Origin of the sequence: Flavobacterium piscisymbiosum, from assembly GCF_020905295.1 — a bacterium.
Taxonomy (GTDB): Bacteria; Bacteroidota; Bacteroidia; order Flavobacteriales; family Flavobacteriaceae; genus Flavobacterium; species Flavobacterium piscisymbiosum.
In genome coordinates, this window is record NZ_JAJJMM010000001.1 from 176,566 (window position 1) to 191,448 (window position 14,883).

At 33.4% G+C, this 14,883-nt stretch carries 13 protein-coding genes; 8 read left to right on the forward strand and 5 right to left on the reverse strand.

All coding sequences use genetic code 11. From position 1 onward, the window contains the following. Window positions 1-198: 198 nt before the first annotated feature. Window positions 199-759 (reverse strand): outer membrane beta-barrel protein, encoded by a 561-nt coding sequence (locus tag LNP81_RS00895; RefSeq protein ID WP_230032731.1) that lies wholly within the window; start codon window positions 757-759, stop codon window positions 199-201. Between the two features lie 287 nt (window positions 760-1,046). On the opposite strand from LNP81_RS00895, the gene LNP81_RS00900 reads away from it, so the two are divergent. The 3 genes from LNP81_RS00900 to LNP81_RS00910 all read left to right on the forward strand — a co-directional run bounded on the left by LNP81_RS00900 (window position 1,047) and on the right by LNP81_RS00910 (window position 4,793). Beyond that, the gene (locus tag LNP81_RS00900; protein ID WP_230032733.1) at window positions 1,047-1,604 is read left to right on the forward strand and encodes a porin family protein; all 558 of its coding nucleotides are present in this window, start codon (window positions 1,047-1,049) and stop codon (window positions 1,602-1,604) included. Window positions 1,605-1,819: 215 nt separating this feature from the next. Further along, a complete protein-coding gene (aroQ, locus tag LNP81_RS00905) occupies window positions 1,820-2,233 on the forward strand; it encodes a type II 3-dehydroquinate dehydratase (protein ID WP_194616803.1) in 414 nt (137 codons plus the stop codon). Between the two features lie 70 nt (window positions 2,234-2,303). Continuing rightward, on the forward strand, window positions 2,304-4,793 hold the full coding sequence (locus tag LNP81_RS00910) for a DUF5686 and carboxypeptidase regulatory-like domain-containing protein (RefSeq protein WP_230032735.1): 2,490 nt from the start codon (window positions 2,304-2,306) through the stop codon (window positions 4,791-4,793). A 495-nt stretch (window positions 4,794-5,288) separates the two neighbouring features. Here LNP81_RS00910 and LNP81_RS00915 read toward each other — a convergent pair whose 3' ends face one another. The 4 genes from LNP81_RS00915 to LNP81_RS00930 form a co-directional block, all read right to left on the reverse strand. Then, window positions 5,289-6,164, reverse strand: a complete 876-nt coding sequence (locus LNP81_RS00915; protein WP_230032737.1) for a cation diffusion facilitator family transporter — start codon at window positions 6,162-6,164, stop codon at window positions 5,289-5,291. 159 nt (window positions 6,165-6,323) lie between these two features. Then, a complete protein-coding gene (murA, locus tag LNP81_RS00920) occupies window positions 6,324-7,637 on the reverse strand; it encodes a UDP-N-acetylglucosamine 1-carboxyvinyltransferase (RefSeq protein WP_230032739.1) in 1,314 nt (437 codons plus the stop codon). 197 nt (window positions 7,638-7,834) lie between these two features. Then, window positions 7,835-8,554, reverse strand: a complete 720-nt coding sequence (locus LNP81_RS00925; protein WP_230032741.1) for a DUF4290 domain-containing protein — start codon at window positions 8,552-8,554, stop codon at window positions 7,835-7,837. A 3-nt stretch (window positions 8,555-8,557) separates the two neighbouring features. Continuing rightward, entirely contained in the window at window positions 8,558-8,854 is a 297-nt protein-coding gene (locus LNP81_RS00930) for a DUF493 family protein (RefSeq protein ID WP_230032745.1), read from the reverse strand. 311 nt (window positions 8,855-9,165) lie between these two features. Between LNP81_RS00930 and LNP81_RS00935 the strand changes: the two genes are divergently transcribed. The 5 genes from LNP81_RS00935 to fmt all read left to right on the forward strand — a co-directional run bounded on the left by LNP81_RS00935 (window position 9,166) and on the right by fmt (window position 14,716). Next, complete coding sequence (locus LNP81_RS00935) at window positions 9,166-10,083, forward strand: alpha/beta hydrolase family protein (RefSeq protein WP_230032750.1); 918 nt, start codon at window positions 9,166-9,168, stop codon at window positions 10,081-10,083. A 17-nt stretch (window positions 10,084-10,100) separates the two neighbouring features. After that, window positions 10,101-10,883 (forward strand): hypothetical protein, encoded by a 783-nt coding sequence (locus LNP81_RS00940; protein WP_230032751.1) that lies wholly within the window; start codon window positions 10,101-10,103, stop codon window positions 10,881-10,883. A gap of 391 nt (window positions 10,884-11,274) precedes the next feature. After that, window positions 11,275-11,808, forward strand: a complete 534-nt coding sequence (locus LNP81_RS00945; RefSeq protein ID WP_230032753.1) for an AAA family ATPase — start codon at window positions 11,275-11,277, stop codon at window positions 11,806-11,808. 65 nt (window positions 11,809-11,873) lie between these two features. Continuing rightward, on the forward strand, window positions 11,874-13,769 hold the full coding sequence (locus LNP81_RS00950; protein WP_230032755.1) for a RecQ family ATP-dependent DNA helicase: 1,896 nt from the start codon (window positions 11,874-11,876) through the stop codon (window positions 13,767-13,769). Beyond that, complete coding sequence (gene fmt, locus LNP81_RS00955; RefSeq protein WP_230032756.1) at window positions 13,769-14,716, forward strand: methionyl-tRNA formyltransferase; 948 nt, start codon at window positions 13,769-13,771, stop codon at window positions 14,714-14,716. Before LNP81_RS00950 ends, fmt begins: the two co-directional genes overlap by 1 nt. The last annotated feature ends 167 nt before the right edge of the window (window positions 14,717-14,883 follow it).

Here is a 14,883-nt window from a genome sequence, read left to right on the forward strand (position 1 = left end):
GGTTAAATTTAATAATCAAATATAAAAATATTCTTCATAAAAACTAACTTGTATTTTAAGAAAAAAAGTGGTAATTAGACAGTTAACGCTACTAAAAGCAAATAAACACTTTATAATTCACAATAATTAAAATATCCTTAAACAAAAAAAAGCCCTCCTAATATTTAGGAAGGCTTTTGAAAATTATTAGAATTCTAATTAGAATTTGTAAACAACTCCAAAGCTTACATCTCTTAAATCAGTACCAAAACCAAAAGTATTTGTTTTCTCAGCACCATGTCCACCATTATTATTTACGCTATAACCTAAACCAAGCCAAGTAGCTTCAATAGCAAAATGACTAGATAAGAAATAACTTAAACCTAAACCAACATTTGCACCAATTTCATTTGATTTTGCATCACTAGGTTTGAATTTATGATTAGTAAAATCAATACCAGCCTGACCATAAATAGAAAACTGAGAAGCAGGCGTAAAGTAGTATCTACCAAAAGCTCCAGCAGTAAATGTGTTATCTTTTAAATCATTGTCTTTCTCTGAACCAAAACCTAATTTTGCTCCAATCGCAATATTTTCAGTTACAAAATAACCTACTTTAGGCTCAATAGTAAATCCGCTTGTTTTGTTATCCCCTGTTTTTTGAGAACCTACATTTAAAGCTCCAGAAGCAAATACATCTCCTTTAGAAAATCCTCCTGTTTGTGCGCTGGCAAAACCCACTGTCATTACTGCAATAGCAGCTAAAATAATTTTTTTCATGTTTACAATTTTTATTTATTATTAAATCATAAAACTAAACTTATACTTGTTAAAATAAGTCCACAAGAAGTTTATAAAATGATAAAATAAGACAGAATTCAATTACAAATAATAGACTGATCATCAATGCCTTAGATTAATAAAACAAAAAAGGAAGGCTGGATAATTAAAATTGAGTGCGAATTTTATTAATTATTTAAAGTAAAATGCAAAACAATAAAATCAAAATAATGTAGTTTTGACTAATAGATAACGTTAAAAAACACCAAATTTTAAAAAACACTTTTATGAAAAAAATAATTTTAGCAGCTGTTTTGTTCCTGGCAACATCAGCTACAATTCAGGCACAATTATTAAAACTTGGAGTTAAAGCAGGGGTTAACTTTGCAAGTCAAACCGGAGATTTTCCAGATCAAATTGACAAAGAAGGTATAACTAGCTATCATGCTGGTCTAGTTGCCGAAATAAAATTACTAGACAAATTTTCTATTCAACCAGAGCTTTTATACTCAACAACAGGTGCGTCTTATAAATTTGATGATGTGAGTGGAGATATTAAAAATGAGCTAGGATATATTTCTATTCCTGTAATGGCTAAATTTTATTTAAACAATACATTTAGTTTAGAAGTTGGTCCACAGGCTTCGTTCTTAGTAAGTGAAAGAAATGATTTTGATGTCAAAAATGGTGAAACTTTTGAATTTGGTGTAAATGCCGGATTAGGAGTAAAACTTACAGAAAACTTCTTTTTACAAGGGCGTTATGGTTTAGGACTGACAGAAGCTTCTAAAAATGCAGATGTTAAAAACTCTGTATTCCAGATTTCAGCAGGATTTATGTTCTAAAAAATATATCACATACTTTTATAAAAACCGTTCTATTAATTAGAACGGTTTTTTTATTTTTACCAAGTTCAATGACAATTACAAAAGTCAATGTCAAAAATCAATTGCAATATCAATCACTAAAAAAAAATCAACAAACAGTAACCTAGATTAAATGAACTTATATTACTTATATGGTTTAAAAAAATCTAAATACTTTTCAAAATAACTTAAATATGAAAATCGCTATAATCAACGGACCCAATTTGAATCTTTTAGGCAAAAGAGAACCGGAAGTTTACGGAAGCCAAACTTTTGAAGATTATTTTGAAACGTTGCAAAAAACATATCCAAATATCGAACTGTCCTATTATCAAAGTAATATCGAAGGCGAACTGATTGGAAAGATTCAGGAATTTGGTTTTACCTATGACGGGATCATTTTGAATGCCGGCGCTTATACACACACTTCAATAGGTTTGGGAGATGCGATAAAAGCGGTGACAACACCCGTAATCGAAGTACACATTTCTAACACTTATGCACGTGAAAGTTTCAGGCACCAATCGTATTTATCGGGCAATGCAAAAGGCGTAATTTTAGGCTTTGGACTAAAAAGTTATAATCTCGCGATTCAATCTTTCTTGTAGGTCTTTATTTAACAAATTTTTAATAAGCTCATTTTTAACTTATTCTATTTTTGTTAGAGAAACCACTTCCATGAAAAACTATACTTTACTTGCCTTTTTATTTTTTTCAATTTCAAATTTTGCCCAAATAAAGGGAACTATAACCGACGAAAAAGGAAATCCGCTGCCTTTTGTTTCTGTATTTGAAGAAAACACTTATAGCGGAACCACTTCGAACGAACAAGGAAAATATCAGCTAAACATAAAGGAAGTTGGTAAAAACAAAATTGTTTTTCAATATCTGGGTTTCAAAACTCAAAAGATATCCCTTTCCGGAGATTCAAAGAGCATTGTTTTAGATGTAAAAATGGCTGAAGAAAGCTTTGCTCTAAATGAAGTTGTAATTGATCCTAAAAAAAATCCTGCTGATGCCATTATAAGGAGTGCTATAGGGGAGAAAAAAGACAACTCGGACAAAACCGGAAGATATACTGCCGATTTTTATTCGAAAGGAATGTTTAAAGTTAAGGATTTGCCTAAAAAAATTCTGGGCAAAAAAGTAGATCTTGGTCAGGATATGGCATCCAATCTGGATTCTACCGGAACCGGAATTTTGTATTTATCTGAAACTATTTCTAAAATTACTTTTGAAAAACCCGACAAATTAAAAGAGAAAATTATTGCTTCTAAAATTTCCGGAAACAATAAAGGATATAGCTATAACACCGCTTCGTTATCGACTTATGATTTTTATGATAACACGCTTGACTTTGATGTTAAGCTCATCTCTCCTATTGCCGACAATGCTTTTAGTTATTACAAATACAAACTCGAAGGAACATTTTACGACGACAACAAACAACAGGTTTATAAAATTAAAGTCATACCAAAACGCGATAAAGAACCTGTTTTTGAGGGTTATATTTATATTGTCGACGATAGTTTTGCCATTTATGCCCTTGATTTAGATATAAAAGGGTATCGAATGAAGAATGAGTTTACCGAAGTGATGACCCTAAAACAAAGCTTTAGTTACAATACAAAAAATAAAATCTGGACAAAAAATGCGCAAACACTCGATTTTAACGCTGGTATATTTGGTGTAAAATTCTCCGGAAAATTTAATTATGTATACTCTAATTATGAGTTTCCCGCTTCGTTTGAGAAGAAAACCTTTGGCAATGAAATTGTTGCATTTGAAGCCAATGCCAACAAAAAAGACGATGCTTTCTGGAATCAGATCAGACCAATTCCGTTGACGATTGAAGAAAGCACGGATTATACCAAAAAAGACAGCTTGCAAACGATTAGAAAATCTCAAAAATATATGGATTCGGTAGACGCAAAAAACAATAAGTTTAAAGTCACCGATATTTTGATGGGGTACGATTATAAAAACACTTTCAAAAAATATTCATTTGATTATAAAGGATTATTAAACATCGCTTCTTTAAGTTTTAATACCGTTCAGGGTTTTAACTTAGATTCTGGGTTTTCCTTCAAAAAATGGAATGAAGACGAAGGAAAAAGCACTTCGATAAGTACGACTTTTAATTATGGTTTCTCGGATGAGCGCTTTCGTATTACAGGAGATTTTACACATAAATTCAACAACATAAATTTTGCAACTATTAATGTTTCGGGAGGAACAAAAGTGACTCAATTTAATGGTGCTCAACCCATAACTAAGCTCATCAATTCTGTAAGTTCTTTGTTTTTTAAGGATAATTATATGAAATTGTATAATCTGGAATATGCCCAGATTGGCTATTCGCAAAACATTTTAAATGGCGTGAATTTATTTGGAAAAGTGGGTTATGAGCAACGAAAACCTCTCTTTAACACCACTGATTATTCTTTCTTTAAAAAGGATGATATTTATTCTTCTAATAATCCATTGGCGCCAAATGATTTTACAACGCCGGCTTTTGATCCTCATCATTTATTTAAAGCCTCAATAAATGCCCGAATTAACTTTGGCAACAAATACATTTCACGACCTGACGGCAGATACAATATTAAAAATGATAAATATCCAACCCTATTTTTAGCTTTCGAAAAAGCATTTGCCGCCAGCGAGAAAAAATACGAATTTGAACGCATTGGAGCTTCTGTTGTTTACGATTTATCATTAGGCAATAAAGGAACTCTGGGAATGAATTTCAAAGCAGGAAAGTTCTTTAATGCCGAAAACATTTCGTTTATCGATTACAGACATTTTAACGGAAATCAAACTCATATAGGAACAAGCGATCGTTATTTAAATGTTTTTAATTTAATGCCATATTATTCAAACAGCACAAACGACAGTTATTTTGAAAACCATTTCGAGTATAACGATACCGGATTTATTATGAATAAAATCCCGTTATTAAACCTTTTAAAATCTACCATGAATCTTGGGTTTCATTCTCTGGCAATTCCAGATAGAAAGCCCTACACAGAATTTACGGCTGGCTTAGACAATTTAGGATTCGGGAAATTTAAATTGTTCAGAGTAGATTATGTTCATTCTTATCAAGGCGGAATTCAGCAAAACGGCGTTGTGTTTGGATTGAAGATTTTGAATGTATTAGACTAAAGGTGCTAAGGTTCTGAGGTTCTAAGTTGCTGAGTTTTTTTAATCTTCACAATCCCTATTTCTATGATAATTTTCAGGAGCTAATCCCGCTATCCGTTGCAATCTTTTGCTCCATTTCATTACACAAAAGGATTTCCACTTCTATCGGGGCTAGGACAATCGTTTTCATAAGAATGTTCTAGTTTAGTATTTCATTTCGAAAAGATTTAACCACAATCTTGTCAATCCCGAAGATTGCGTTAGGGATAGAAGCTACATCTCCCAATTAATAAAAACTACGGCTAAAAATCCTTGTTTTTCTACATCGGAAATATAGCGGATAGCCCGCTCGCCGCAACGAAAAACCCCCAAATAAAAAATCCGCTTACTCTATAAAGAATAAGCGGATTTTAGTATGCAATTTGATATTCTTTGCGTGGGCTTCGACTTCGCTCAGCCTGACAAAACTGTCAAAAACCTTAGAAACTTAGCATCTTAGAACCTTAGCCTCTTTCCTCAGTGATAATCATCCGGCTCGATATGAATCAGAACATTGCCCAATTCCGGAATTCTTTCTTTTAAGGTATCTTGTAGTTTGTGTGACAAATCGTGGCCTTCTTTTACCGAAATTTTTGCCGATACAATGGCATGAAGATCGACATGATATTTCATTCCGGCTTTACGGATAAAGCATTTTTCAGTTCCAAGGATACCAACTACTTTTAGGGATTCAATTCTGATTTCTTCGACTAAATCATCGTTCAGATTTTCATCCATAATTTCGCCAAGCGCAGGTCTGAAAATTTTATAGCTGTTATACAGGATAAAAAAAGCAGCAAAAAGCGCCGCCCAGTCATCTGCAGATTCAAAACCTTTTCCCATAATTAGCGCAATCGAAATCCCGATAAACGCCGCCACCGATGTTATAGCATCACTACGATGGTGCCAGGCATCAGCTGCCAGAGACGAACTATTGGTTTCTTTACTACGTTTCATTACCAGTCTATATGAATACTCTTTCCAGACAATAATTACGCCCAGCACATACAATGTCCATGATTTTGGCAATCCGTGCGGAGTTTGAATATTAGCAATACTTTCGTATCCAATAATAGTTGCCGAGGTAATTAAAAAACCTACTACCAAAAAAGTAATTAATGGCTCTGCACGACCATGACCGTAAGGATGATTTTCATCTGCCGGTTTATTAGAATATTTGATTCCGAATAAAACCAAACAAGACGAAAATATATCTGCAGTAGACTCGATCGCATCTGCAATTAAGGCGTATGAATTGCCAAAAAAACCTGCCAAACCTTTTACCAAGGCTAAGCAGGTGTTTCCAACTATACTAAATATAGTAGCTTTTACAGCTTTTTGTTCATCTGTCATTTCCGTTTCTTTTAGCTGAGCTATATTTTTTCGCCACGAATTACACCAATTATCACCAATTATTTTGTTTTGAATTGAGGAAAATCAATTTAAAAATTTTTAAAAATTAAATAAAAATTCGTGTAGATTCGTGTAATTCGTGGCTAACTTTTATTTTTTTTACGCTCTTACGATTTTTGCGCCAATTGCTCTTAAACGTTCGTCGATACGCTCGTATCCACGATCGATTTGTTCTATATTCTGAATTGTGCTTGTTCCTTTTGCTGATAACGCAGCAATTAATAATGAAATCCCCGCACGAATATCAGGAGATGACATTGTTGTTGCTTTTAGTTGAGATTCAAAATTATGTCCCATAACCACGGCTCTGTGCGGATCGCATAACATAATTTTTGCTCCCATATCGATTAATTTATCTACGAAAAACAAACGGCTTTCGAACATTTTCTGGTGAATTAAAACATCTCCTTTTGCTTGTGTTGCCACAACCAAAACAATGCTCAATAAATCAGGTGTAAATCCTGGCCAAGGCGCATCGGCAATTGTCAAAATAGAACCATCGATATCGGTTTTTACTTCGTACCCATTTTTATGAGCAGGAATATAAATATCGTCATTACGTTTTTCGATAGTGATACCTAATTTTCTGAAAGTATTTGGGATCAAACCTAAGTTTTCCCAGCTTACATTTTTGATCGTAATTTCACTTTTTGTCATAGCCGCAAGACCAATCCACGAACCAATTTCGATCATATCAGGCAAGATCCTGTGCTCACATCCTCCAAGGCTTTCAACACCTTCGATAGTCAATAAGTTAGATCCTACACCTGTAATGTTAGCTCCCATAGAGTTTAACATTTTACACAATTGCTGTAAGTAAGGCTCACAAGCTGCATTGTAAACGGTAGTTCTTCCTTTTGCCAAAACAGCTGCCATAACAATGTTTGCTGTTCCGGTTACAGATGCTTCGTCAAGCAACATATCTGTTCCCTGAAGTCCTTCTGCAGGAGTTTCTACTCCGTAAAAGTGATCTTCTCTGTTGTATCTGAATTTTGCTCCAAGGTTAATAAAACCTTCAAAGTGAGTATCTAATCTACGACGACCAATTTTATCTCCTCCCGGTTTAGGAATATATCCTTTTCCGAAACGGGCCAAAAGTGGTCCAACAATCATAATAGAACCACGAAGCGCTCCACCTTCTTTTTTGAAAGCTTCTGTTTCTAAATATCCAACGTTAACTTCATCAGCCTGAAACGTAATCGAACCCGGTTCATTGCGTTGAATTTTAACTCCTAAATTACCCAACAAAGTGATTAATTTATTGATGTCAATAATATCGGGAATATTATTAATTTTTACTTTATCCCCCGTTAGAAGCACGGCACATAAAATTTGTAATGCCTCATTTTTTGCTCCTTGCGGAGTGATTTCTCCTTTTAAAGGAGTTCCTCCTTCGATTTTAAAAATTCCCATAGATTTTTTTTAAGATTCTGAGTTACTAAGGTTCTAAGATTCTGAGTTTTTTTTCTTTGCAAAAAAGCTTAGTAACTTAGATGCTTAGCAACTTTTATTTTTGTTTTTGTTTTTAGGGCTTTGAGTTACTAAAATTATAAGATCCTGAGCTAAAAACCTTAGCCTCTTAGCATCTTAGAACCTTAGTACCTTTTTTTTTACTTTTGATTATTTTTCTGAAAAGGTTTCGGTTTTCCCAGACCTTTATTGTTTTTGTTGCTTTGGATTTTTGGTTGTCCCGGTGGTGTTATTTTGTTCGACATGCGTTTGTTGGTGCGCAATAAATCAGTAGTATTCAAAAGCTCTTCTGTACTTTGTAATAAATTGATTTTTCCTCCAGACAATTCAAATAAATGCTCAAAAATCACATCATCTTTTACTGTGTCTTTGTTCCAGCTTAAGTATGATTTTTTCATGTGGTTGGCAATTACCAATACCAATGCATTTTTCATTTCTCCATCTTCCCATTTGTTGGCAACATCAATCATATACTTGATATTGTTACCATAAAATCTGTATTTAGGAAAATTTTGCGGATACTGTAAAACATCCGGTTTTAACTGTAATACATCTCTTGACGGAATTGGATATGGTGATTCTACATTCAATTTAAAATCAGACATGATAAAAAGCTGATCCCATAATTTATGTTGAAAATCCGGCACATCACGCAAATGCGGATTCAGACTTCCCATTACCTGAATGATGTATTTCGCTGCTTTATTACGCGTTTCAGCATCTTCGATAATAGTAGCCTGATCGATCAGTTTTTGTAAATGACGACCATATTCCGGAATAAGTAAGCGCTGTCTTTCAGAATTGTATTCTAAATTAAAAACAACGTCATTTGCGACTTCTTTTTTATATTTTTCGACCATAATTTATAATGAAACTATACCTTCTATAGTAGAAACTTCTTTGTATTTGCTAATCACCTGGTCAGCACTATGCATTGTAACATCTATAGAAACACTGGTAAATTTACCTGTTTTAGATTTTGTTGTTTTAATAACGGCGCCCATACTGTCAAAAGCTTTTTCAACCCGTTCGACATTATCATCGACCGAAGGCACTATAAATTTATACAAATATTCTGCAGGCCAAGTATTTGAGTTATCTAACTCTACCTTTAATCTTTCGTAAAATTCGGCTGTGTTTTTTTCTTTATCGTTCTCCATTTGCACATTAAAATAGAAGGCAAATATACGTTTTTGATTTCAGATTTCAGATTTTAGATTTTAGATTTTTCAGGATGTTTTTTTGCGACAAATTTCACAAATTTTCATAAATTAAAATGACTTAGAAAAATCGTGAATTTCATATAGCTTAAATTAAAAATTCGTGTAAATTAGTGAAACTCCTCACTAACTTTTATATTTGAGAAACATTGCACAGAAATAATCTTGCAAAGATGCAAAGTCGCCTAGTTTTATTTTTAAACTTTTTAAATTTGACTTTGCATCTTTGCGAGATTAAAAAACATATTATTATGAAAAACCAAATTCTTCTTTTTGTTATCGTATTTACATTCAACTCGATGAAGGCTCAGGAAATCAAAACGATGACTTATTTCCAGAATGACACCATCAAACTCGATCTTGATTTGTATTTGCCTCAAAAGAAAACTAACGAAAAAATTCCGTTAATCATTTTTGCTTTTGGAGGAGGATTTTCAGGCGGAGAACGCACAAGCGAAAAAGAATTCGGACTTTTTATGGCCAAAAATGGTTATGCGGTTGCCAGCATTTCATATTCTTTATATATGAAAGGAAAAGATTTTGGCTGCAAAGGAACTTTAACCGAAAAAATAAAAGCAATACAAATTGGTGTAAGCGATATGTGGCAGGCTACTTCTTTTTTGATCGAAAATGCCAATAAATACAATCTCGATTCTTCTAAAATATTTATTTCAGGAATCAGTGCGGGAGCCGAAATTGGTTTTCATGCTTCTTTTTGGGATTATAAACTTATGAATTTATACAAAAACAATCTTCCTGAAAACTTTAAATACAAAGGTTTCATTGGAGGCTCCGGAGCGATTCAGGATATTAATTTAATTACGAAGGAAAAAGCAATTCCGATGTTATTGGCACACGGAAATAATGATGATACAGTTCCGTACGCAGCTGGTTCACATCGCTCCTGCCCAACAAATGCTTCGGGCTGGCTGATTCTTTTTGGTTCTTATGCAGTTTATAATCATATGAATGAGTTACATAAAGACATCGAACTGATCACTTTTTGTGGCGGCGGACATGAGTTCTCGGGCTACCTTTTTCATCAGGGGCAACAATATGTTCTGGATTTTGTGAATGATGTTTTGAAAGGAAAAAGATTCGAATCGCATATTATTATTCCTTCTGGGAAGAAGGGTGCGAGTTCTGGAAAATATTTGTTTTGTGAATGATACAATAAAATAGGATTATGAAAGTAAAAATAACATTATCATTAGTTGTTTTAGGATTATTTATTCAATGTAAAGAAGATAAAACTAAAAAATCTGTGCAAAAAGTAGAAAAACTATCGGCTCTTAACAGCTATAATTTTATTGAAAAATCAAGCATAAAGTTTCAATTCTTCTCTGATAGTTCTTATATTTTTACAATTATAGAAAAAGGTAAAAATCACAACAAAAGAGAAACATTTAATGATTTCTGTTATTCAAAAAATGATACCATTTATTTCAGTCCAACAAGATTTCCTTATAATAGAAGTGAAAAAGCAGTAATTAAAAATAATTTTATTGAATTTATTGGAGGAGAGTTTCCGTTAAAAATTGAAATTCAAAAAAACCTGCTTCAAACAAAAAACAAATTGAATCTTCAAAAATATAATAATTATGCGTTTTTCTCTTTTGAAGAAGAATTCCATAAAAATTACTTTAATTACAAACCAAATACTATAAAAGCATCCGATTTAAACCAAAAGGAATTAGTTGAAATGGATCAAATTTTAAAAAAATCTTTTTCTGATAACGCTTCAAAGCTCAGGAAATTTGATAAATATGTATACCAATGTATTGTCATAATAAACGAAAACCAAGAAAAAGAAATTTTGATAAATAGTTACTGCAAGGATCCACGTGATGAAAAAGGTTTTAAATATTCTTTAATTCAAATGAATGATGGAGGAAATTGTAATATAAGTTTAAAAATAAATTTAACGAAGCACAATTACTCAGATCTGAATATTTCGGGTAGCGCATAAAAATAAAAATCATCAAAATATTCGGCTAAAGCCGAAATCTTCAAATTCATAAACCCGTTGGTTAAAACCAACGGCTAGTCAAAATAGAATTCTATTTTTATCTCCTACAAGTTTTTTCCGAAACTTGTAGCTATTTCATAACCAACTTAGCAATAACATAATTATCCTCGATAAACTGGACCAAAGTCCAGCCCTACAATATTAGCCGAGTCTACGGCTCTTTTTCGTTTTAGTTCCGTAGGAACGATTCATTTTTTAGGGCTGGACTTTAGTCCAGTTTTAGCCAAAAGCAGCAGTGATATCGCATAAAATTGCGAAATCATTCGCTCAAGGCAAAATAATCTTTTTAAATACAATAAGTTTAGGTAAATTTGCGCTTTATTTTAAGAAAGTGCAAAAACAAATCATAGTTTTAATTGGTGGCCCGGGAACGGGAAAATCTACTCTTATTAACGAATTGGTAGCTCGTGGCTACTGCTGTTATCCTGAAATTTCAAGACAAGTTACACTCGAAGCACAGCAACGGGGTATCGACCAATTGTTTCTTGAACAACCTTTATTGTTTAGCGAAATGTTACTGGAAGGTCGCATTAAACAATACGAAGACGCTCTTGAAGAACCCGACAATGTCGTTTTTATAGATCGAGGAATTCCTGATGTTGTAGCTTATATGGATTATATAGGCGATGATTATCCGGAGCACTTTGTAAAAGCTTGTGAAGATTTTAAATACACCAAAACTTTTATTTTACCGCCTTGGGAAGAAATTTACGAATGCGACACTGAGCGCTACGAAAATTTCGAACAAGCTTTAACGATACAAAAACACCTTGTTGAAACGTATAAGAAATATGGGTACGAGTTAATTGAAGTACCAAAAGATACGGTTGACAACAGAATTCTTTATATCTTAGATAAAATTTAGGCAGGTGTTTAAAGTTGCAAAACTAGAAACTAATTTCTAAATTTTTTAACTTTAAAACAAGACCAATGCCTGAAGCGCAAGAAATTCTTTTAAAATACTGGAAACACGACAGTTTTAGACCGTTGCAAAAGGAGATTATTGACTCGGTTTTGGATGGTCAGGATACTTTTGCACTACTCCCAACCGGCGGCGGAAAATCGATTTGTTTTCAGGTTCCAGCCATGATGAAGCCGGGTATTTGCCTGGTCGTTTCGCCTTTGATCGCTTTGATGAAAGATCAGGTGGCCAATTTGCAAAAGCGAGAGATTAAAGCAATTGCGCTTACAGGCGGAATTCACACAGAAGAAATTATTGATCTTCTGGACAATTGCCAATACGGAAATTACAAATTCTTATACCTTTCTCCGGAACGACTTCAATCTGACTGGATTTTGGAACGCATAAAAAATCTTCCTATAAATTTAATCGCTATTGACGAAGCGCATTGTGTTTCGCAATGGGGACATGATTTTCGTCCGGCTTATTTGAAGATTTCAGAACTAAAAAAACATTTTCCTAAGATTCCGTTTTTAGCTTTGACAGCTACAGCAACTCCAAGAGTTATTGAAGATATTAAAACCGAATTGGGATTGAAAGCCCCACTACTTTTTCAGCAATCTTTTGAAAGAAAAAATATTGCCTACATGGTTTTTGAAGTTGAAGACAAATTGTATCGCACGGAACAAATTTTAAAGAAAAATCCACAGCCTTCTATTATATATGTACGAAATAGAAAATCGTGTCTGAATATGTCGACGCAATTACAATCTTTAGGATTCAAAGCGACCTATTATCACGGTGGACTTTCATCAAAAGAAAAAGATAAAAACATGCAATTGTGGATGTCTGAACAAGCGCAGGTCATTGTAGCCACTAATGCGTTTGGAATGGGAATCGACAAAGACAATGTAAAAACGGTTATTCATACACAGCTTCCTGAAAATATAGAAAACTATTATCAGGAATCCGGAAGAGCGGGCCGAAATGGCGAGAAAGCTTTCTCTGTGGTATTGACAAATTCTTCAGACAGCATTCAGTCAGAACAGCAATTTTTAAGCATTTTGCCGGATAAAAAGTTTTTGAATACGATGTATGTAAAGCTTTGCAATTATTTTCAGATTGCCTATGGCGAAGGTTTAGACGATTCGTTTTCATTTAAACTCAATCATTTTTGCCAGAAGTACGACTTCCCTACCCTTAAAACCTATAATGCTTTGCAGTTTTTAAATCAGCAGGGAATTATTACTATGTCTCAGGAATTCTCTGAAAAAATTACGATGCAGTTTTTGATTGAATCGAAAGAAGTGATTCGATATATGAGTCTTAATTCTAATGACGAAGAAATTATTCTGGCAATCCTGAGAACGTATCCGGGAATTTACGAAATGAAAACTCCTTTTAATATTTCGCTAATTGCAAAAAAATCAAATCATACTGAAGCACAGGTTTCTGCTGCTTTAGAAAAACTAAAAGAGAAAGAAATCATTGAATATAAATCTAAAAATAACGACGCTACTATATTATTTAATGAAGTTCGCGAAGATAATCTTACCATAAACAGAGTTGCAAAGTATCTCGAAAAACAAAATCAGCTTAAAAAAGACCAGCTTTTATCTGTTCTACATTATATAAAGAACTATAAAACCTGTAAAAACCGACTGATTTTGGATTATTTTGGAGAAGAAACCACAGAAAATTGTGGAGTCTGCTCCTATTGTATTACTCAAAAAGGAAAAATTACCGAAGCCGATTCTATCGCAGATAAAATTTTACACTTATTAAAAACGGCAGCTTTGACTTCGAGAGAGATTGAAACCAAAATAAAATTGGATACAAATGATGTAATTTTGGCACTTCAGGAATTACTTGAAAACAATTACATTACTATTCAGGCAAATAATAAATACACTTTAAAATTATAATGGAAAAATTGAGAATTATATTTATGGGAACCCCGGAATTTGCCGTAGGCATTCTGAATACCATTATCAAAAAGAATTATGATGTTGTTGGCGTTATTACAGCTGCGGATAAACCGGCAGGACGCGGACAAAAAATAAAATATTCGGCAGTAAAAGAGTATGCTTTAGCAAACAACCTTACTTTATTACAGCCAACAAATTTAAAAGACGAAAGTTTTCTAACCGAATTAAAAGCACTCAATGCTAATTTGCAAATAGTTGTTGCTTTCAGAATGTTGCCAAAAGTAGTTTGGGAAATGCCTAGCTTAGGAACTTTTAACCTTCACGCTTCTTTATTACCAAATTATCGCGGTGCAGCACCAATTAATTGGGCAATTATTAATGGAGAAACCAAAACCGGAGTTACCACATTCTTTATTGATGACAAAATAGATACCGGAGCAATGATCCTGAATTCAGAAATCGCCATTGAACCGGAAGAAAATGCCGGACAATTGCACGATCGATTGATGTTACTAGGAAGCGAAACTGTTATTGATACTTTGAAAATTATTGAAAACGGAAATGTAACCACTACAATTCAGGAAGACGATGCCGAAATTAAAACAGCCTATAAACTAAACAAGGAAAATTGTAAGATCGACTGGACGAAATCCGGAGACGAAATCAATAATTTAATTCGAGGTTTAAGTCCGTATCCTGCTTCCTGGTGCTTTTTGAAAGATAAAGATGAAGAGTTAAGCATCAAAATATACGAAGCAAAACTGGTTTCAGAAAGTCATTCTTATGAAGTTGGAAGCTTGATTAGCAGTAAAAAAGAAATCAAAATTGCGATCAAAGAAGGCTTTATTCAGCTTTTGAGCCTGCAATTACCCGGCAAAAAAAGAATGCAAGTAGCAGAATTATTAAATGGTATCACTTTTACCGATAGTGCAAAGGTCTATTAAGGTCAGTAAAACAGGGGTTTTTACCTGATTTTGAGCGAAAAGCAACTAGCGTTATGAACAAAAAAAGCAAGTTATCAACAATTTTTGCTAAAATTAAAGAAAACACTTGCAAGGAACGGATTTCCTACTAAATTTGTGTATTAACAATTTTTTTTAACCAACAATTA